At 73.6% G+C, this 21,193-nt stretch carries 7 protein-coding genes; 4 read left to right on the forward strand and 3 right to left on the reverse strand.

What is annotated here, in order from left to right; all coding sequences use genetic code 11:
• Positions 1-9: 9 nt before the first annotated feature.
• From ACIRQY_RS03605 to ACIRQY_RS03615, 3 genes are all read right to left on the reverse strand, one after another.
• Positions 10-1,062, reverse strand: coding sequence for an iron-siderophore ABC transporter substrate-binding protein (locus ACIRQY_RS03605; protein ID WP_403922182.1), 1,053 nt, complete (start codon positions 1,060-1,062; stop codon positions 10-12).
• A 184-nt stretch (positions 1,063-1,246) separates the two neighbouring features.
• Positions 1,247-2,068 carry a MarR family winged helix-turn-helix transcriptional regulator gene (locus ACIRQY_RS03610; protein ID WP_403922184.1) on the reverse strand — a complete coding sequence of 274 codons (822 nt, stop codon included), beginning with the start codon at positions 2,066-2,068 and terminating at the stop codon, positions 1,247-1,249.
• A gap of 26 nt (positions 2,069-2,094) precedes the next feature.
• The gene (locus tag ACIRQY_RS03615) at positions 2,095-3,042 is read right to left on the reverse strand and encodes a methionyl-tRNA formyltransferase (RefSeq protein WP_351784117.1); all 948 of its coding nucleotides are present in this window, start codon (positions 3,040-3,042) and stop codon (positions 2,095-2,097) included.
• 266 nt (positions 3,043-3,308) lie between these two features.
• On the opposite strand from ACIRQY_RS03615, the gene ACIRQY_RS03620 reads away from it, so the two are divergent.
• The 4 genes from ACIRQY_RS03620 (at position 3,309) to ACIRQY_RS03635 (ending at position 20,857) form a co-directional block, all read left to right on the forward strand.
• The gene (locus ACIRQY_RS03620; RefSeq protein WP_351784119.1) at positions 3,309-4,676 is read left to right on the forward strand and encodes a lysine N(6)-hydroxylase/L-ornithine N(5)-oxygenase family protein; all 1,368 of its coding nucleotides are present in this window, start codon (positions 3,309-3,311) and stop codon (positions 4,674-4,676) included.
• Between the two features lie 118 nt (positions 4,677-4,794).
• Positions 4,795-5,856: an iron-siderophore ABC transporter substrate-binding protein gene (locus tag ACIRQY_RS03625; RefSeq protein ID WP_403922187.1), complete on the forward strand. Its 1,062-nt coding sequence runs from the start codon at positions 4,795-4,797 to the stop codon at positions 5,854-5,856.
• Between the two features lie 125 nt (positions 5,857-5,981).
• Positions 5,982-20,651 carry an amino acid adenylation domain-containing protein gene (locus tag ACIRQY_RS03630; protein WP_403922189.1) on the forward strand — a complete coding sequence of 4,890 codons (14,670 nt, stop codon included), beginning with the start codon at positions 5,982-5,984 and terminating at the stop codon, positions 20,649-20,651.
• On the forward strand, positions 20,648-20,857 hold the full coding sequence (locus ACIRQY_RS03635) for an MbtH family protein (protein WP_351784125.1): 210 nt from the start codon (positions 20,648-20,650) through the stop codon (positions 20,855-20,857). Before ACIRQY_RS03630 ends, ACIRQY_RS03635 begins: the two co-directional genes overlap by 4 nt.
• Positions 20,858-21,193 lie beyond the last annotated feature (336 nt).

Below are 21,193 nucleotides of genomic sequence, written 5' to 3' on the forward strand. Positions count from 1 at the left end.
GGACCGCGGTTACTTCCCGGCCTTGGCGACGGCCTTGTCGATCATCGGCAGGTAGCGCTCGATGCTGTACGGCACGGTCAGCGGGTTGATCATCGACGAGGCGGTGACGAACGGCTGGTCGTGGCTGTAGACGAGGGCCTGCTTCTTCACGGCGGGGATGGCCGCGTAGAGGGGCTGGGCCTCGATCTGCTTGCGGGACTTGTCGTCCATGTAGAAGGTGAAGGCGATGTCGCTGGCGGACAGCTTGTTGGCGTTCTCCAGGCCGATGAGGGCGGAGTCGGTGCCCTCGGTCTCCTTGAAGGAGTTCACGACCGGGTCCACCTTCAGACCGAGCTTGGACACCATCGCCACACGCTGCTCCTCGGGCTTGAAGATGCCGAGGCTGCCGGGGCCGGTGTTGTAGATGTACGAGAACGTGACGTTCTTGTAGTTGGGGCGGGAGGCGGCGGCGTCCGAGAGCTGCTTGTCGATCTTCGACTCCAGCTCCTTGGCCTTCTCCGGCTGGCCGAGCGCCTTGGCGACGATCTCGATCTGCTGGTCCCAGTTCGTGCTCCACGCCTTCTCGGGGTAGGCGACGGTGGGCGCGATGTCCTTCAGGATGTCGAACTGCTTCTGCGTGAGACCCGACCAGGGGGCCAGGATGACATCGGGCTCCAGCTCGGTGATGGCCTCGATGTCGAGCTCCTCGCCGCCCTTGAACTGCTTGGGCAGCGTGCCGCCGGACTTGGTCACGGCCTCGTGGATCCAGGGGAGGTAGCCGGTCTTGTCGCTGCCCCAGGTGTACTCCTCGATGCCGACCGGGACGTTGCCGAGGGCGATGGCGGTCTCGGCCGAACCCTGGCCGAGGGTCACCACGCGCTTCGGCTTCTCCTTGATGACGGCCTCGCCGAGCGCGCTCTTGAGGGTGACGGGGAAGGCCCCGGCGGGAGCCTTGGCCGCGGTGCCCGGGGCATCGTCCTTTTTGTCGTCCGAGCCGCACCCGGTCGCCATGAGGCCGAGCGAGACCGCGGCGGCGCTCGCCACGAGGACGCGACGGCGGACGGGGGTGAACACAGAAGGCATGGTGGATCCTTGTCTCCGGGCAGGGATGTGCTGTCGCCCCGCCTGACGCCCCCATAGACGGATGTGTACGGGGGCAGCGGCCATCGCGAAGCGCTTGTTAGGTGAGCCTAACCTATTTCTTGGCCCTGCTCGAACCCGTGGAGGAGGGCCGCGCATCTGATCGACACGCGGCCCACCTGGGACTTCATCCCGGCGGCGCTCCGCGCGCGGCGGGGCGGCCACCCGCCGGAGGCGGTTCCAGATGCGCGTGCACCCGGCGGAGCAGAGCGGCGAGCTGCTCGCGCTCCCCGGCGTCCAGCGGGGTGAGCACCTCGTCGTCCACCGCCGCGATCTCGGCGCTGAGCTCACGCAGCGCGGCCGTGCCCTCGGGAGTGAGGCGCACGACGACCCGGCGCCGGTCGACGTGGTCCCGGACGCAGTCCACGTGCCCGGCGCGCGCCAGATCGTCGACGACCTTCACCAGGTCGCTGGCGTTGATGGCGAGCCGGGTGGCCAGGGCGGTCTTCATCTGCGGGCCGAGGTCGGCGAGCAGCGTCATCACGGTGAGGTGCCAGAGGCGTAACCCCCGGGCCTCCAGCGTCTCCGCGAGGCGCCGCCGCGCGGAACGGCCGACGGCGTGCATGAGGTACGCGTTCAGACCGAGCACGCTGGGCGGACTCATGGCCCGTGCGGGCGACGACCTGGGCGCCCGGGGCGCGGCCGGGGGCGGGTCCGGTGCGGGCGTCGGCGAAGGATCCGGCGAAGGATCCCGCGACGGGTCCTCTGTCGCCGCGCGCGTCGGCTCCCCCGACGGCCCGTGTGCCGACTCCAGCGGCGGCACGGGCGCGCCGGGGGAGCCGGGGACGGTGGCCGTCCCCGCGCCCGTGGCTGGGTCGAGGGACAGACCGGCCTCGGCGAGCGAGCGGAAGACCTTCGCCCAGTCCGTCGGCGCGCTCGCGATGCCGACGACGGCGAACGTCGCCCCCGGGAGATGGTGCGGGAAACCGGTGACGACCGGCTGGTCCATCGGCTGCTCCTCGCTCTCCCGGCGCGTCAGGGACGGCCGGTGAGGTAGCCGCCCATGGAGGTGAAGTACTCGGCGGCCGGCAGTTCGCGGCCGTCCTCCGTGCGGACCCGGGTCACGGCGAGCCCGTGGTTGCGGCCGGTCCGCGCGTCGGCACCGGCGACGATCACGACGCCGTCGCCCTCGCGGTAGAAGATCCGGCCGGGGGTGCCCCCGTACAGTCCTTCGGACACCACGGCGGAGAGCACTTCGAGGCGCTTGCCCCGGTGGAAGGTGAAGGCGCTCGGGTAGGGCGCGGACTGGGCGCGGACCAGCCGTTCCAGGGTCTCGGCGGGCCAGCTCCAGTCGATCCTGATGTCCTCCTCGGCCCGCTTGTGGAAGAAGCTGGCCTGCGCCCGGTCCTGCTTCCTGAACTCGGCCCGCCCGGAGGCGATCAGGTCGAGGGCCTCGACGGTGACGGGCGCGATCAGGTCGACCGTCTTGTGGAAGAGGTCGGTGGTCGTGTCCGTGGGTCCGACGGCCACGGACCGCTGCTGGACTATGTCGCCCGCGTCGAGGACCTCGTCCATCATGTGGGCGGTGACGCCGACTTCGGTCTCGCCGTTGATCAGGGCCCAGATCAGCGGCGAGAAGCCCGCGTACTTGGGCAGCAGCGAGTCATGGATGTTCAGGGTGCCGTGCCGGGGCAGCCCGTAGACGTGCGGCGGGATCCAGGTGCGCCAGTTGTTGGCGACGATGATGTCCGGCTCGGCCTCCTTGAGGCGCGTGAACAGCTCCTCGTCGTCGGGCCTGTTGCGGATGACGACGGGCACGCCGTGCTCGGCGGCGAGATCGGCGACCGAGTCGCTCCAGATCTTCTCGTAGGCGTTCTCGCTCCTGGGGTGCGTCACGACGAGGACGACCTCGTGTTCGGAGTCCAGGAGCGCTTGGAGGGTGCGGTGGCCCCAGGTCTGATAGCCGAACATGACGACCCGCATGGGCTTCCTCCTCGGTAGAGCGATTGACCGGCGTCAGTAAAGCAAGGCTTACCTAACACCGCAACTGGCTTGATTTCGACCCTGCTTGAGCGGGAACGTCCCCGCGATGTCCGTTTTACCCCGTCGACAGCGCCGTCAGATCAGGTTAGCTTTACCTAAGTTCGGCTCGGCGGTCGATCGGTGGCGCCCGTGTGCCCGGTGCTCCTGCCCACCTTCCGCCTCATTTCAGCCCCCCTTCCCGCACTTTCCCGCACGATGGGAGCGACATGTCGCAGGTTCCTCCTGATGACGCACCTCTGGTCCACGACCTCATAGGCATCGGCTTCGGGCCGTCCAATGTGGCCATGGCGATAGCGCTCAGCGAGCACAACGCACGCGTAGGAAGGCAAGAGGCGGTCACCGCCCACTTCTTCGAGCGCCAGCCCCGCTTCGGCTGGCACCGCGGCATGCTGATCGACGACGCGACCATGCAGGTGTCCTTCCTCAAGGACCTGGTGACCCTGCGCAATCCGACCAGCGAGTACAGCTTCCTCTGCTACCTGCAGAGCAGGGGCCGGCTGATCGACTTCGTCAACCACAAGAACCTCTTCCCGCTGCGCGTCGAGTTCCACGACTACTTCGAGTGGGCCGCGTCCAAGGTCGACGACATGGTCTCCTACGGCCACGAGATCGTCTCCGTGGAACCGGTCGAACGCGACGGCGTCGTCGAGTACCTCGACGTGACCGCCCGGTCCGGCACCGAACTCGTCGTCCACCGCGCCCGCAACCTGGTCCTCGGCACCGGGCTCCGGCCCCGTATGCCCGAAGGCGTCGAACGCAGCGACCGCGTCTGGCACAACTCCGACCTGCTCGCCAAGGTCGAAGGACTCGAAGGCACCTCCCCGGAGCGGTTCGTGGTCGTCGGCGCGGGACAGAGCGCCGCCGAGAACGTGGCCTACCTCCACCGGCGCTTCCCCGAGGCCGAGATCTGCGCCGTCTTCTCCCGCTACGGCTACAGCCCCGCCGACGACAGCGCCTTCGCCAACCGCATCTTCGACCCCGACGCCGTCGACGAGTACTTCACCGCCCCCGACGACGTGAAGCGCAAGCTGATGGAGTACCACGGGAACACCAACTACTCCGTGGTGGACATCGACCTCATCGACGACCTCTACCGCCAGGCGTACCAGGAGAAGGTCCTCGGGACCGAACGGCTCCGCTTCATCAACGTCTCCCGGCTCACCGGCGTCGAGGACGGCCCCGACAAGGTCCGCGCCTTCGTCACCTCCCTCGTCACGGGCGAGGAGAGCACCCTCGACGCCGACGTCGTCGTCTACGCCACCGGCTACAGCCCCGCCGAGCCCCTCGGTCTGCTCGGCCCGGTCGCCGACCGCTGCCACCGCGACGACCAGGGACGGGTCCGCGTCGAGCGCGACTACCGGCTCGCCACCGACGCCGAACTCCGCTGCGGGATCTACCTCCAGGGCGGCACCGAGCACACCCACGGGATCACCTCGTCGCTGCTCTCCAACACGGCGATCCGGGTCGGCGAGATCCTCGACTCGGTCCTCGACCGCGGTCTGGCCGACGCCACCGTGACCCGCACCACCGACGAGATCCGGCCACTGGCCGACGGCGTCGGCACCGCGCGCTAGCGCGCCCCCTCAGCGCCACCCCCCACGCACCAACCGCACCAACGCCCCGCCCGCCGGACGGAGTCACCCGCGCCCGGCGGGCCGGGGCACGCACCAGGTATCCCCGAAAGGAACGTCCGTGTCCGCTGGTCCTCGCACCGCCCTCGCGCGGTTCGCCAGATCCGCCCCCAGGATCGCCGTCGCCACGGCGGCGGCCCTCGCCCTCGCCGCCTGCGGCGGCGGATCCGGCAACGGCGACTCGCCCGCCGCGCCCACCTCCAAGGCCCCGGCCGGCGGATCCGGCACGTCCGCCGCGTTCCCCGTCACCGTCGAGCACAAGTACGGCTCCACGACCATCGACGCGGAACCGAAGACGATCGTCACCCTGGGCCTCTCCGACCAGGACGCGGTGCTCGCCCTCGGCGTCAAGCCGGCCGGCGCGGTCGACTGGTTCAAGGAGAAGCCGTACGGCAAGTGGCCCTGGGCCAAGGAGAAGTGGGGCTCGACCCAGCCCCAGATCGTCGGCGAGCGCGACGAGTACAACATCGAGAAGATCGCCGCGCTCAAGCCGGACCTCGTCATCGCCCAGTACTCGGGGATGAAGAAGGAGCAGTACGACACGCTCTCCAAGTTCACCAAGGTCGTCGCCCAGCCCAAGGACCACCCGGACTACGGCGCCCCCTGGCAGCTGATGACCCAGCAGATCGGCAAGGCCCTCGGCAAGGGCACCGAGGCCGACAAGCTGATCGCGGACATCGACACCCGGTTCAAGGCCGTCCGCGACAAGCACCCCGAGTGGGCGACGAAGACCCTCGCGGTCGCCGACAGCTTCGAGGCGGGCAAGTACTCCGCGTTCACGAAGACCGACCCCAAGTCGATCTTCTTCAACGCGCTGGGCTTCAAGCTCAAGCCGGAGATCGACACCCTGGCCAAGCCCGGCTGGAACGTCGCCGAGCTGAGCGCGGAGAAGCTCAACGTCCTCGACGTCGACCGGCTCGTCTGGGTCACCTCCAGCACCGGCGCCAACGACCGCATCAAGGCCGAGCCGCTCTACAAGAAGCTCAAGGTCAACCAGGAGAAGCGCGACCTCTTCGTGCCCTACCAGGACCCGGACATCGGCGCCGCCTTCTCCTTCAACACCGTCCTGTCGATCCCGTACGCCATCGACGAGATCGAGCCCCTGCTCACGGCCGTCAAGTGACGCCCGGCAGCTGACGCTCCACCGGCGAGGAGCCGGACCGACCGACGGCGTGGCGACCTGCGCCACGCCGTCGCCGGTTTGTGCCGCCACCACCCCGCACCCCCAGGGAAAGGCCACTTCGTACGATGTTCGACGTCGAGTCCGACCGGAAGCCCGCCTCCGGCCTCCCCGTCACCGGAGGGCAGTCCGGCATCTGGCTGGCCCAGCAGATCGAACCGGACAGCACCGCCTACAACATCGTGTTCGCGCTCCACCTCCGGGGAGCCGTCGACCTCGACCGCCTCACCGGCGCCGTCCGCGGCGCCGTCCTGGAGGCCGAGAGCCTGCACGTACGGTTCACCACCGGGGACGGAGGACCACGCCAGGAACCCGGCGCCCACCCCGTCGCCGTCGGCGTGACCGACCTGCGCCTCGCGGACGACCCCGACGAAGCGGCCGCCCACTGGATCTCCGCCGACCGCGAACGGCCCGCCGACCTCACCGAGGGCCCGCTCACCGGCCACACCCTGCTGCGCCTCGCGGACGACCGCGTCCTGTGGTGCCAGCGCTACCACCACATCGTCGCCGACGGCGCCGCCGCCGCCCTCATCACCCGGCGCGCGGGCGAACTGTACGCGGCCGGAGCACCGGACGGACCCCCGGCGGCCGGACCCCGCACCCCGGGCGAGACCCCCGGCGCCGGGACCGCGTCGGACGACCCGGCCCTTCGGAACCCCACGGACGCCCCGGCCGGAACCGGCCCGCACCCCGGCTCCCTCGCACGGCTCGTCGAGGCCGACCGCGCCTACCGCGCCTCCGAGCAGCACGCCGCCGACCGCGCCTGGTGGCTGGAGCGGATGGCCGACCGCCCCGAACCCGTCCGGCTCGTGGCACGCGGCGCGTCCCCCATGACCCGACGGCTGCGGCGCACCACGGAACTGGACCCCGCGACCGTCGAACGGCTGACCGCCGTCGCGCACACCGCCGACGTCCGGCCCTCCCGGGTCCTCGTCGCCGCCGTCGCCGCCTATCTGCACCGGGCCACCGGCGAGCAGGACCTCGTCGTCGGACTGCCCGTCACCGCCCGGCACGACGAGGTCTCCGCCCGCGTCCCCGGCATGGTCTCCAACATCGTCCCGCTGCGGCTCGCCGTCCGCCCCGCCACCACCGGCACGGCCCTCCTGGCACAGGTCCACGACACGGTCGCGGACGCCGTCGCGCACGGCCGCCACCGCGCCGAGGACCTGGCCAGGGAACTGGGCCTGGTCGACGGCGTACCGGAACTGGTCGGCCCGACCGTCAACGTGCTGCCCCGCCTCGCCGACGCCGCCTTCGCCGGACTCCGGGCCGAACTGCGCCCCGTCTGGCTCGGCCCGGTCAGCGACCTCGCCTTCTCCTTCGCCGAGGGCCCCGGAGGAAGCGGGTACACCCTCCATCTCGACGCGGACGCCGACGTCTGCGACCCGGAGACCCTCGCCGCCCATGAGCACCGCTTCCTCGCCCTGCTCGACGCCCTCACCCGGCACCCCGACCTCCCCCTCGGCCGCGTCGAGCTGACCACCGGCGCCGAACGCGCCCTCCTCCTCGACGAGTTCGGCACCGCCCCGCGCGAGGTCGCCGAGCTCTCCTGGCCCGCGGCCTTCGAACAGCAGGTCCGCAGGACCCCCGAGGCCGTCGCCCTGGTCTGCGAGGACCGGGAGCTGACCTACGCCGCCCTCGACGACGCCGCCGACCGGCTCGCCCGGGTGCTCCGCGCCCGGGGCGTCGGCACCGAGGACGTGGTGGGCGTGGCCCTGCCCCGCTCTCCCGAGCTGGTGGTCGCGCTCCTCGCCGTCATGAAGGCGGGCGGGGCCTATCTGCCGCTCGACGCCGACCACCCCCGGGACCGGATCGCCTACATGCTGGCCGACGCCGGGGCCCGTACGGTCGTCACCGTACGCGAGCTGGCCGCCGAGCTGCCCGAGGCCCGGGACACCGCCCTGCTGCTCCTGGACGACCCGGCCGTCACCGAGGCCCTCGCCGCCGCGACCGCCCTGCCCCCGGCGCCGCCGGTGCCGCTCGACCAGGCCGCGTACGTCATCTACACCTCCGGCTCCACCGGCCGCCCCAAGGGCGTCGTCGTCCCGCACGACGGCGTCGGCAGCCTCGTCGCCACCGCCACCGACCGGATCGGCGTGACCGCCGACAGCCGGGTCGTGCAGTTCGCCTCCGTGGGCTTCGACGTCACCGTGTGGGACCTGATCATGTCCCTGTGCGTCGGCGGCCGGATCATCCTCGTCCCGGCCGAACGCCGGGTAGCGGGCCCCGCGCTCACCGAGTACATCGCGCGGCACCGCGCCACCCACATGATCCTGCCGCCCTCGCTGGTCTCCGCCCTGCCGCAGGAGTGCGAACTCCCCGACGGCGCCGTGCTCGTCGTCGGCACCGAGGCGGTCCCCGGCGAGCTGATCGCCCGCTGGGAGGGACGGCTCCGCGTCGTCGTCGCGTACGGACTGACCGAGGCGAGCGTCAACTCCACGCTCTGGACCGCCGACCCCGACCGGCCGGGCCCCGCGCCCATCGGCCGGCCCGACCCCAACACCCGCGCCTACGTCCTCGACACGGCGCTGCGGCCGGTGCCCGTCGGCACCGAGGGAGAGCTGTACGTCGCCGGACGCGGCCTCGCACGCGGCTACCTGGGCCGCGCGGGCCTCTCCTCGGAGCGGTTCGTCGCCGACCCCTACGGCGCCCCCGGCACCCGGATGTACCGCACGGGCGACCGGGTCCGCTGGGGCGCCGACGGCAACCTGGAGTTCCTGGGCCGCGCCGACGGCCAGATCAAGATCCGGGGCCACCGGGTGGAACCGGGCGAGGTCGAGAGCGCCTTCATGGCCTGCGAGGGCATCGCCCAGACCGCCGTCCTCGCCCGCGAGGACCACCGGGGCGTCAAGCGCCTGGTCGCGTACGTCGTTCCGACGCCCCCGGCAGGGCACGGAGCGGGTCCCGAAGCCACGACCGGCACCGAAGCCGGACAGGGACCCGCGACCGGACCCGCCGCGAACACGTCCGGACCCGTGACCCCGACCGGGACGCGGCCCCAGCCCGACGAAGCCGCCCGCGCCGACCTCACCGCAGGAATCGTCGCCGCCGCACGCGCGCGCGTGGCCGGGGCGCTGCCCGAGCACATGGTGCCCTCGGCGGTCGTCGTGCTCGACGGCCCGCTGCCGCTGACCCCCAACGGCAAGCTCGACACCAAGGCCCTGCCGGACCCCCGCTGGACGTCCCTGTCCGGCGCCGACGCCCCGACCACCCCCGCCGAGACCACCCTCGCGGCGCTCTTCGCCGAGGTCCTCGGGCTGCCCTCGGTCGGCGTCCACGACAGCTTCTTCGAGCTCGGCGGTGACAGCATCGTCGCCGTCCGGCTGGTGAACCGGGCCCGCGAGGCCGGTCTCGCCGTCACCCCGCGCGAGGTCTTCCGGCACCGGACCGTCGCCGCGCTCGCCACGGCCGCCACCACCGCCGGGGCGCCCGCCGCCCCCGCGCCCCCGGTGGACCTCGACACGGACGCGCTGCCCGTCTCGCCGCTCCAGGAAGGTTTCTTCTTCCACGCGGAGTTCGACGGCACGGCCGCCGACCTGTACGTCGTGCAGGAGCTCCTCGACCTCTCGGAACAGGTGGACCCGGAACGGCTCCGCACCTCGCTCCAACTGCTCCTCGACCGCCACCCGCTGCTGCGCGCCTCGTTCCGCCAGCTGCCGGACGGCCGGGTCGTGCAGCGGCTCGCGGACCGGGTGACCCTCCCATGGCGGGAGGCCGACACCGCCGTGACGGCCCTGGACGACATCCTCCGCGCCGACCGGGAGCTGCCGTTCGACCTCGGCCGGGCGCCGCTGCTGCGCGCCACCCTCGTCACCGAAGGACCCCGCCACCGGCTGCTCCTGACCCTGCACCACATCGTCGCCGACGGCTGGTCGGTCGCCGTCCTGCTGCGCGAGCTGACCGCCGCCTACCGGGGCGCCGTCCTCGCTCCCGCGGTGGCGCCGGAACCGTACCTCTCCTGGCTCGCGGGCCGGGACCGCGAGGCCGCGCGCACGGCCTGGCGCGAGGCCCTGGCCGGGCTCGAAGGCCCCACCCGGCTGCCCGCCCCGGAGGGCGCCGCGCCCACCGAGCCGGGCCCCTCCGCGCCCGCCCGGCCCGAGCAGGTCGACACCCGTCTGCCCCGGGACCTCGGCGACGCGCTCACCGCCTACGCCAGGACCCACGGGCTCACCCTGAGCAGCGTCGTCCACGGCGTGTGGGGACTGCTGCTCGGTGCGCTGACCGGCGCCGACGACATCGTCTTCGGCACCACGGTGTCGGGCCGGACCACCGAGGTCCCCGGCCTGGACTCCGCCGTGGGCCTGTTCGTCAACACGGTCCCCGCCCGGGTGACCCTCCGCCCCGACGAGACCCTGACCGGTCTGCTCCGGCGCGTCCAGGACGAGCACAGCGCCCTCCTGGACCACCAGCACCTCGGTCTCGCCGAGATCCAGCGGATCGCGGGCGGCGGCGAACTCTTTGACACGCTCGTGGTCTTCGAGAACTACCCCACCGGGAGCGACCCGGTCCGCGCCCGGGACGCGTCCGGCCCGGGCGCCCGGCCCGAAGGGCTCCCCACCGGCGACGGGCCCCTCGTCACCGGCGCCGAGGTCATCGACGCCGTCCACTACCCGCTCGCCCTCGTGGTCGAGCCCTCCGCCGACGGGCTGCTGCTGCGGTTCAAGCACGACGCGGCACGGCTCGACCAGGTGGCGGTCGCCGTCCTCGCCAACCGGTTCACGGGCCTGCTGCGGACCGTGGTCTCCGACTCCGGACGGACCGTCGCCCGCACCGATCTGCTCTCCGCCCGCGAGCGGGAGCACCTGACGGAACTGAACGCCACCGCGCACCCCGTCCCGGAGGCCACCCTCGCCTCCCTGATCGCGGACCGGACGGCCCGCACCCCGCACGCCCCGGCCGTCGCCTTCGAGGACACCGTCCTCGACTACGCCGAGCTCGACCGGCGGGCCGAGGCGCTGGCCCGGCGGCTGCGGGCGCGCGGCGCGGGACCCGAGACGTACGTCGCCGTCGCCGTCCCGCGCTCGGCGGAACTGATGGTCGCCCTCCTCGGCGTCCTCAAGGCGGGCGCCGCCTACCTCCCCGTCGACCTCGACTACCCGGCCGACCGGGTGGCGTTCATGCTCGCGGACTCCGGCGCCCGGCTGGCCGTCACGACCGCGGAGTCCGCCGGACGGCTCCCGGCCGTCCCCGGCCTCGCGCACCTCCTCGTCGGCGCGGAACACGAGAACGACACCGGCGCCGGAGACGAAGCCGCCGCCACGGACACCACCGGCCCCGCCGGACCCGACCACCCCGCGTACCTGATCTACACCTCGGGCTCCACCGGGCGCCCCAAGGGCGTCGCCGTCACCCACCGGGCCGTCGTCAACCGGCTGGCCTGGATGCAGGGCGCGTACGGGCTGACCGCCGACGACCGGGTCCTCCAGAAGACGCCGTCCAGCTTCGACGTGTCCGTGTGGGAGTTCTTCTGGCCGCTGGTCGAGGGCGCCACCGTCGTCCTCGCCCGCCCCGACGGGCACCGGGACCCGGAGTACCTCGCCGGTCTCGTCGCCCGGCGGGCCGTCACCACCCTGCACTTCGTGCCCTCGATGCTGGCCGCGTTCACCCGGGTCATGGAGTCCGCCCCGGCCCCCGGGCCCGGCACCCCCGACTGGGCGGCGAGCCTGCGCCGGGTGTTCTGCAGCGGCGAGGCGCTCACCGGAGCCGACGCCCGGCGCTGGTCGGAACTGACCTCCCGGCACGGACGCCCGCCCGTCCCGCTGCACAACCTGTACGGCCCCACCGAGGCGGCCGTCGACGTCACGTACTTCCCGTACGAGGGCGGTGACGCCCCGGCCGTGCCGATCGGCAGGCCCGTGTGGAACACCCGGCTGCACGTCCTCGACCCGTTCCTGCGACCGGCGCCCGACGGCGTCCCCGGCGAGCTGTACCTCGCCGGGGTCCAGCTGGCCCGCGCCTACCACGACCGCCCCGGCCTCACCGCCGAACGCTTCGTCGCCGACCCGTACGGCACGCCGGGCGAGCGCATGTACCGCACCGGCGACCTGGTGCGCCGCCGCGCCGACGGGGCCGTCGAGTACCTCGGCCGCACCGACCGGCAGGTCAAGATCCGGGGCAACCGCGTCGAGCCCGGCGAGATCGAGACCGCCCTCGCCGCACTGCCCGGCGTGGCCCGCGCCGCCGTCGTCGTCCGCGCCGGAACCCTCGTCGGCTACGCCGTCGCCGCCCCCGGCGCCACCCTCGCCGGAGACGCCCTGCGGACCGCCCTGGAGGGCGCGCTGCCCGCCCCGATGGTGCCGGGCGCCGTCGTGGTCGTCGCCGAACTGCCGCTGACCCCCAGCGGCAAGCTCGACCAGAACGCCCTGCCCGCGCCCGAGACGGCCCCCCGGGCCGCCGGCCGCGCGCCCCGGGGAGCGCGCGAGCACACCTTGTGCGCGGTCTTCGCCGAGGTCCTGGGCATCCCGGGCGTGGGCGCCGAGGACGACTTCTTCGTGCTCGGCGGCGACAGCCTCAGCTCGATCTCCGTCGCCACGCGCGCGCGTGAGAGGGGACTGGACCTCAGCCCCCGTGACGTCTTCGAGCACCGCACCCCGGCCGCCCTCGCCGCCGCCGTCCCGGACGCCCCCGCCCCACCCGTATCCGCCGACACCTCCGAGGTACCCGTGCAGCCCGACGGCGTGACCGTCTCCGCAACCGACGCCGGGCAGGCCGCCGCCGCCCTCCAGGCCGTCCTCGCCCTCCAGCAGCAGTCCGGCGCCGCCGTCGATCCCGCCCTCAAGGCCCTCCTCGACCAGCTCACCGCCGCCGCGCCCCCGGCCGAACCGGAACCGGAGCCCGGAGCCGCCTTCAGGGGACCCGACCTCACCCCCGAGGAGACAGCCCGCGTCCACGCCGCCGCCGGACGGCCCGTCTCCGACATCTGGCCGCTCTCCCCGCTCCAGGAGGGCATGTACTTCCACGCCACCTACGACGCCGGGGACGCGCTCGACGTCTACCAGTCCCAGGAGACCCTGGACCTCGACCGGCGGATCGACACCGCACGGCTGCGGGCCGCCTGCCGGACCCTCCTGGACCGCAACACCGGGCTGCGCGCCGGATTCACCAGCGACGGACTGCCCCAGCCGGTGCAGTTCATCGTGGAGGGCGCCGAGATCCCGCTCGTCGAGGCCGACCTGTCCGGTCTGCCCGCCGACGAACAGCGGGCCCGTACCGAGGAACTCCTCGCCGCCGACCGCCGACAGCGCTTCGACCTCGCCGCCGCGCCGCTCTGCCGCCTCCTCCTCGTCCGCCTCGGCGACGGCCGGGACCGGCTCGTCGTCACCCACCACCTGATCCTCTGGGACGGCTGGTCCGCCTGGCTGTTCCTCGAAGAACTGTTCACCCTGTACGAGCGGGCCGGCGACCCCACCGGACTCCCGCTGCCCGGCGACTACCGCGACCACCTCGCCTGGCTCGACGCCCAGGACACGAGCCTCGCCAAGGGCGCCTGGAGCCAGGCCCTCGCGGGCTTCGACGAGCCCACCCTGCTCGCCCCCTCGGGCCGCGACACCGGCCCGGTCATCCCGGTGGACTTCGACGCCCGGCTCGACCAGGAGACCGGGGACCGGCTGCGGGCCGCCGCCCGCCGCCACGGCCTCACCCTGAACACCGTCCTCAACGCCGCCTGGGCCCTGGTGCTCTCCGCGACCACCGGCCGCTCCGACGTCGCCTTCGGCACCGCCGTCTCGGGCCGTCCGGCGGAGGTCCCGAACGTCGCCGGCATCATCGGCATGTTCCTCAACACCGTCCCCGCCCGCGTCGCCCTCGCCCCCGGCGAGCCACTGCTCGCCCTGCTGCGCCGGATGCAGTCCGAGCGCGCCGCCGTCATGCCGTACGAGTACGTGGGCCTCGGCACCCTCCAGCAGGAGACCGGGCACCGCCGTCTCTTCGACACCCTCTTCGTGCTCCGCTCGGCGGACGGCGAGGACCGGGCGGCCGCCCTCCGCGAACGCCACGGCATCACCGGGGTGTCCAACGTGGACGGCACCCACTTCCCGCTGACCCTGATCGTCACCCCCGGCGCCCGCCTGCGGGTGACCCTCGCCGCCCGGCCCGACCTGTTCGACGCCGGGGCCGCCACCACGATCCTCAGCCGCTTCACCACCGTCCTCGACCGGCTCGCCTCGGCCCTCGCCGGAGCGGACGCCGAGACCACCACGACCGCGGGCACGGACCTGCTCCTCCCCGCCGAACGGACCGCGCTCGCCGCCGCCCGGGAGTCCACCCGCGAACCCCTGCCCGACGACACCGTCGCCGACCTGCTGGCCGAGCAGGCCACCCGTACCCCCGGCGCCGTCGCCCTGGTCTTCGGGGCCCGCTCCCTCACCTACGCGGAACTCGACGCGCAGGTCAACCGGTACGCCCGGCTGCTGCTCGCCCGGGGCGCCGGACCCGAGAAGGTCGTCGCGCTCGCCCTGCCCCGGTCCATCGAGATGGTCGTCGCCCTCTTCGCCGTCCTGCGCACCGGCGCCGCCTACCTGCCGCTCGACCTCGACCACCCGGCCGACCGGCTGCGCCTGATGGCCGAGGACACCGGCCCCCTCTGCCTGGTCTCCACCGCCGCCGTCGCCCCGACGCTGCGGCGGGCGGACGGCCCCGTGGCCCCCGAGCTCCTCCTCGACGACCCCGCGGTCACCGCCGAACTCGCCGGGCTCTCCGGCGACGCCGTCGACGACACCGAACGGCCCGCGTTCGCCCGGGGCCTCCCGGACCGCCTCGACCACCCCGCGTACGTCATCTACACCTCCGGCTCCACCGGCCGCCCCAAGGGCGTCGTCACCCCCTACAGGGGACTGACGAACATGCAGCTCAACCACCAGAAGGAGGTCTTCGACCCGGCGATCGCCGCCACCGGCGGACGCCGACTGCGCATCGCGCACACCGTGTCCTTCGCCTTCGACATGTCGTGGGAGGAACTGCTGTGGCTCGTCGAGGGCCACGAGGTGCACGTCTGCGACGAGGAACTCCGCCGTGACGCCGAGGCGCTCGTCGCCTACTGCGACGCGCACCGCGTCGACGTGGTCAACGTGACGCCCACCTACGCCCAGCTGCTCGTCGAGGAAGGCCTGCTCGACCACGACGAGGACACCGGCAAGCACCGCCCCGCCCTGGTCCTGCTCGGCGGCGAAGCCGTCTCCGACACCGTCTGGACCCGGCTGCGCCACACGGAGGGCACCTACGGGTACAACCTGTACGGCCCCACCGAATACACCATCAACACCCTCGGCGGCTCCACCGAGGAGAGCGCCACCCCCACCGTCGGCCGTCCCATCCGCAACACCCGCGCCCACGTCCTGGACGCGATGCTGCGACCCGTCCCGCCGGGCTGCCCCGGCGAGCTGTACATCGCGGGCACCGGACTCGCCCGCGGCTACCACGACCGGGCCGCGCTCACCGCCGAACGGTTCGTCGCGGACCCCTTCGGCGCACCGGGCGAGCGCATGTACCGCACCGGCGACCTCGTACGGCAGCGGCCCGACGGCCTCCTCGACTTCCTCGGCCGCACCGACGACCAGGTGAAGATCCGCGGCTACCGCGTCGAACTCGGCGAGATCTCCACGGCCCTGTCCGCGCACCCCGAGGTCGCCCACGCGGCCGTCGTCGTCCACGAGACCGCGGGCACCAAGCGCCTCGTCGGCTACGTCGTACGGGAGGACGACCGGCACCGGCCCGAGGACACGTCCGGCGCGTCCGGCGCGTCCGGTGAGTCCGGTGAGTCCGGTGCGTCCGGCCCGTCCGGCGAAGGACGGCCCGACGACGGCCTGGCCCAGCGGCTCCGCGAGCACCTCAAGGCCCTCCTGCCCGACTACATGGTCCCCGCCGCGCTCGTCACCGTCGCCGCCCTGCCGCTGACCGTCAACGGCAAGCTCGACGTCAAGGCGCTGCCCGCCCCCGACCTCACCGGCCCCCGCACCGGCCGCGCCCCCCGCACCCCCGAGGAGGAGACCCTCTGCGGGCTCTTCGCCGAAGTCCTCGGCCTGACCGGGGGCAGCGTCGACATCGACGCCGACTTCTTCGACCTCGGCGGCCACTCGCTGCTCGCCACCCGGCTCGTCAGCCGCGCCCGGACCGCCCTCCACACCGAACTCGCCATCCGCGACCTGTTCGAGGCGCCCACCGTCGCCGAACTGGCCGAGCGCGCCACCGCCCCGCGCGGCCCCGCCCGCCCCGCCCTGGTCGCCGCCGACCGCCCCGCCGAACTGCCGCTCTCCCACGCCCAGCAGCGCCTGTGGATCGTCCAGCAGATCGAATGCGCCTCGGCCGCGTACAACTTCCCGCTGGTCCTGCGGCTGCGCGGCACCTTCGACCTCGCCGCCTGGCGCACGGCCCTCGCCGACGTCACCGACCGGCACGAATCGCTGCGCACCCTCGTCGCCGAACACGACGGCCGGGCGCTCCAGCGCATCCTGCCCACCGGAACGGCCGCACCCACCGTCGAGCACCTGCGCGCCACCGAGGACGAGATACCCGGCATCGTCGACGCCGCCGTCCGGCGCCCCTTCGACCTCGCCGCCGAACTCCCCGTCCGCGCCACCGTCGTGGAGCTCGCCCCCGACGACCACGTCGTCGTCCTCCTGCTCCACCACATCACCACCGACGAGTGGTCCGACCGCCCCTTCCTGCGTGACCTGACCACCGCCTACACCGCCCGCCTCACGGGCGCCGCCCCCGACTGGGCGCCGCTGCCCGTCCAGTACGCCGACCACGCCCTCTGGCAGCAGCGGCTCCTCGGCGACCCCGCCGACCAGGAGAGCGTCGCCGCCCGGCAGCTCGCCCACTGGCGCACCGCCCTGGCCGGCGCCCCCGAGGAACTGGAACTCCCCACCGACCGGCCCCGCCCCGCCCGCCCCACCTTCACCGGCGACGTCGTCGACGTCACCTTCGACCGGACCGCCCACGAGGGCCTGCGGCGGCTCGCCCGCGAGACCGGCGCCAGCATGTTCATGGCGGTCCACGCGACCGTCGCCGCCCTGCTCCACCGGCTCGGCGCGGGCACCGACATCCCCCTCGGCGCGCCCATCGCGGGCCGGGGCGACGAAGCCCTGGACGAGCTCGTGGGCTTCTTCGTCAACACCCTGGTCCTGCGTACCGACCTCACCGGCGACCCCACCTTCACCGAGCTCCTCGCCCGGGTCAGGGCGACCGACCTGGCCGCCTTCTCCCACGCCGACGTGCCGTTCGAGTCGGTCGTGGAGGCCCTCAACCCGACCCGTTCCCTCTCCCGCAACCCGCTGTTCCAGGTGATGGTCGGCCACCACGTCCGTACGGACACGGCCCCCAGCCTGCCCGGACTCGACGCCTCCTACCTGCCGCACCGGACCGGCACCGCCAAGTTCGACCTCGTCTTCAGCTTCACGGAGCACTCCACGCCCGACGGCGCGGACGACTCCCTCGCCTGCCGTCTGGAGTACGCCACCGAACTCTTCGACCGGGAGACCGCCGAAGCCGTCGCCGACCGGCTGGCCCGGCTCCTCACAGCCCTCGTCACGGCCCCCGGACGCCCGCTGTCCGAGGCCGTCGTCCTCACCGGGGAGGAGCACCGGCTCGTCCTCCACGACTTCAACGGGGCGCCCCGCGAGGTCGAGGAGGAGACCCTGCCCGCGCTCTTCGCCCGCCGGGTCGCCGAACACCCCGGAGCCGTCGCCGTCGTCGACCGCTCCCGCGCGGTGACGTACGCCGAACTCGACGCCCGCGCCGACGTCCTCGCCCGGCTCCTCGCCCGCCACGGCGTCGGCACCGAGAGCGTCGTCGGCGTGGCCGTGCCCCGCTCCGCCGACATGGTCGCCACGGTCCTCGCCGCCCTGCGCCTCGGCGCCGCGTTCCTGCCGCTGGACCTCGCCCACCCCGGCGACCGCCTCCAGTACATGATCGAGGACTCCGGCGCCGCCGTCGTCGTCGGCACGGAACCCGTCGCCGGGAAGATCCCCGGTGTCCCCGGCGTCCCCGTGCTGCTCCTCGACGCCCCCGGCACCACCGACATCACGGACGGCACCGACGTCCCGCCGCCCACCGGCCCCGCCGGGCTCGACCAGGCCGCGTACGTCATCTACACCTCCGGCTCCACCGGCCGCCCCAAGGGCGTCGTCGTCCCGCACGAGGGCATCGCCAGCCTCGTCGCGACCGCCGTCGACCGGATGGGACTCGGGCGCGACAGCCACGTCCTCCAGTTCGCCTCCATCGGCTTCGACGTCTTCGTCTTCGAACTCGCCATGGCCCTCTGCCACGGCGGCCGACTGGTCCTCGTCACGGACGAGGCCCGGGTCGCGGGCCCCGCCCTGACCGACTTCCTCGCCGCCCAGCGGATCACCCACATGATCCTGCCGCCGTCCCTGATGTCCGCCCTGCCGTCCGAATGCCGCCTCCCCGACGGCGTGACCGTCCTCGTCGGCACCGAGACCGTCCCCCCGGACCTCTTCGAGCGCTTCGGCGCCACCGCCGACCTGATCTGCGCCTACGGGCTCACCGAGGCGACCGTCAACTCCACCCTCTGGCCCGCCCGCGAGAACGGCGGCCGCGCCCCCGGCCGGGTGCCCATCGGGCGCCCCGACCCCAACACCCGCTGCTACGTCCTCGACGAGCACCTGCGGCCCGTGCCGCCCGGCGTCGCCGGAGAGCTGTACGTCGCCGGGCGCGGCCTCGCGCGCGGCTACCTCGGACAGCCCGGACTCAGCTCGCACCGCTTCGTCGCCGACCCCTACGGGACCCCCGGCAGCCGTATGTACCGCACCGGCGACCGGGCCCGCTGGCGCGCCGACGGCAACCTCGACTTCCTCGGCCGGGTCGACACCCAGGTGAAGATCCGCGGCTTCCGCATCGAACTCGGCGAGATCGAGGCGGCCCTCGCGGGCCACCCCTCCGTGGCCCAGGCCGCCGTCCGGCCCGACCACGCGGGGGACATCGTCCGCCTCGTCGGCTACGCCGTCCCCGAACCGGGCACCGGACGGGACCTCGACCCCGGCGAACTGCGCTCCCACCTCGCCGCCCGGCTGCCCGAGTACATGGTCCCCGCCCTCGTCGTCCCGCTCGACGGACCCCTGCCGCTCACCCCGAACGGCAAGCTCGACCACAAGGCGCTGCCCGCGCCCGACTGGTCGGCGATGACCGGCGACGCCCGCCCCGCCACCGCCACCGAGGAGAGGATCGCGCTGCTCTTCCGCGAGATCCTCCGCCTCGACGACATCGGCGCCCACGACAGTTTCTTCGCGCTCGGCGGCCACTCCATGGCCGCGATGCGCCTCCTCGGCCGCGTCCGCGCCGAGTTCGGCGCCGAACTGAGCATCCGGGACGTCTTCGACTCCCCGACCGTCGCGGGGATCGCGGGCAAGCTCGACGGAGCGCGCGCCGCCCGGCCCGAACTGCGGCCCGCCGACGCGCCCGGGACCGAGGGCGCCGACCTGCCCACGGCCCCCGTCCAGCGGTGGCACTGGGACGCCCTCCGGCGCGGCCCGGCCCACGACCACGCGCTCGTCCTGCGCTCGCCCGGCGGCCTCGACCCCGAGGCCCTCGCGGCGGCCCTCGCCGACGTCACCGCCCGCCACGAACCCCTCCGCACCGCCTTCGCCGAACACGACGGCACCCTGGTCCGCAGGCCCGTCCCGGCCCCGGTCCTCGCCGTCGAGGACTGCCCCGACCTGGACGCCCGGATCGCAGAACTGGCCGCCTCCGACGCCGAGGCCGAGCAGGCACCCCCGGTGCGGGCCCGGCTGCTCACCGCGCCCGACGGCAGCCAGGCGGTCGTGTTCACCCTGCACTACCTCGCCGTCGACGAATGGTCGGTGGTCCCGCTCTTCCGCGACCTCACCACCGCCTACGGGGCCCGCGCCGAGGGCCGCGCCCCCGAGCTGTCCCCGCTCCCGGTGAGCTACACCGACTACGCCCGCTGGGCCCGCGAGGTCCTCGGCGACCCCGCCGACCCGGACAGCAGGGGCAACCAGCAGCTGGACCACTGGCGCCGGACCCTCCAGGGCGCTCCCCTGGAACTGGCCCTGCCCTCGGACGGCCCGGCCGACGCGCCCGCGGCGGCCGGACGACCGGCGGCCGGACAGGTCGAGTTCGTCCTCGACGAGCGGCTGCACGCCGACGTCGACCAGCTCGCCAGGACCACCGGCACCAGCATGTTCATGGTGCTGCACGCCGCTCTCGCCGCCCTGCTCACCGATCACGGCGCGGGCACCGACCTGCCCATCGGCACGATGGTCGCCGGACGCGACGACGACCGCCTCGCCGACCTCGTCGGCTGCTTCTTCAACACGGTCCTGCTGCGCACCGACACGGCGGGCGACCCCACCTTCACCGAACTCCTGGCCCGCGTCCGGGAGACCACCCTGAGCGCCCTCGACCACCAGGAGGTGCCGTACGACGAGGTCGTGCGGGCCGCCGGGCTGCGCCCCGAGGGCCCCCAGGTGCGGGTGATGCACCACGAGCAGGCGGATCTCGCGGACCTGGAGGGCGGAGTCGGCGACCTCGTCGCCGTCCCGACGGGCGCCGTCCGCGCCGAGCTGACCCTCAGCTTCCACGAACCGCGGGGCGAGGGCCCCGTGCACTGTGCCCTGATCCACGCGACGCGACGGATCGGCACGGCGAAGGCCCAGCGCCTCGCCGAGGAGTTCCAGACCCTGCTGCGCAAGGCCACCCGGAACGCCGGGCAGCCGCTGTCCCAGCTGTCAGGTGTGCACCACAAGAGGAGTGAGAACGCATGAGCACCAACCCGTTCGAGGACCCGCAGGGCCGTTTCCTGGTCCTGGTGAACGACGAGAACCAGCACTCGCTGTGGCCGTCCTTCGCCGAGGTCCCCGCCGGATGGCGGACCGTCTTCGGCGAGGACACCCGGGAGGCATGCCTGGCGCACGTCGAGACCCACTGGACCGACCTCCGCCCGGCGAGCCTGGCCGCCCGCCAGGGCTGACACACCACGTACGCACGACGGCCGCCCGCAGGGGGATTCCCCGCGGGCGGCCGTCGTGCGTAGGGGGAGGGGAACTCGTAGGGGAAGAAGAAGCAGCCCCCGTACGGGCAGCCGGTCCGCCCTGTTCGTAGGGGACGAGGCCCGTCCCGTACGGGGTGTGCTTCGTCCCCTACGGGTCCGGACCGGTTCCGTAAGGGACCGGCACCAGGCCCGTACGGGATCGAGGCCGGTATCCCGTACGGGAAGGGCTCGGCCCGCGCGTGAGACCGGTCCCGCGATCGGAGGCCCGGCGCGTACGCGCGAGGGCCCGCACCCACGCGAAGGAGCCGCGTCCGA

This window comes from Streptomyces sp. NPDC101490 (genome assembly GCF_044767145.1).
Lineage (GTDB): Bacteria > Actinomycetota > Actinomycetes > Streptomycetales > Streptomycetaceae > Streptomyces.

Excerpts from the sequence above, each read along its gene's own strand:
- ACIRQY_RS03605 (WP_403922182.1), bottom strand. The coding sequence starts at position 1,062 with ATGCCTTCTGTGTTCACCCCCGTCCGCCGTCGCGTCCTCGTGGCGAGC.
- ACIRQY_RS03610 (WP_403922184.1), bottom strand. The coding sequence starts at position 2,068 with ATGGACCAGCCGGTCGTCACCGGTTTCCCGCACCATCTCCCGGGGGCG.
- ACIRQY_RS03615 (WP_351784117.1), bottom strand. The coding sequence starts at position 3,042 with ATGCGGGTCGTCATGTTCGGCTATCAGACCTGGGGCCACCGCACCCTC.
- ACIRQY_RS03620 (WP_351784119.1), top strand. The coding sequence starts at position 3,309 with ATGTCGCAGGTTCCTCCTGATGACGCACCTCTGGTCCACGACCTCATA.
- ACIRQY_RS03630 (WP_403922189.1), top strand. The coding sequence starts at position 5,982 with ATGTTCGACGTCGAGTCCGACCGGAAGCCCGCCTCCGGCCTCCCCGTC.
- ACIRQY_RS03635 (WP_351784125.1), top strand. The coding sequence starts at position 20,648 with ATGAGCACCAACCCGTTCGAGGACCCGCAGGGCCGTTTCCTGGTCCTG.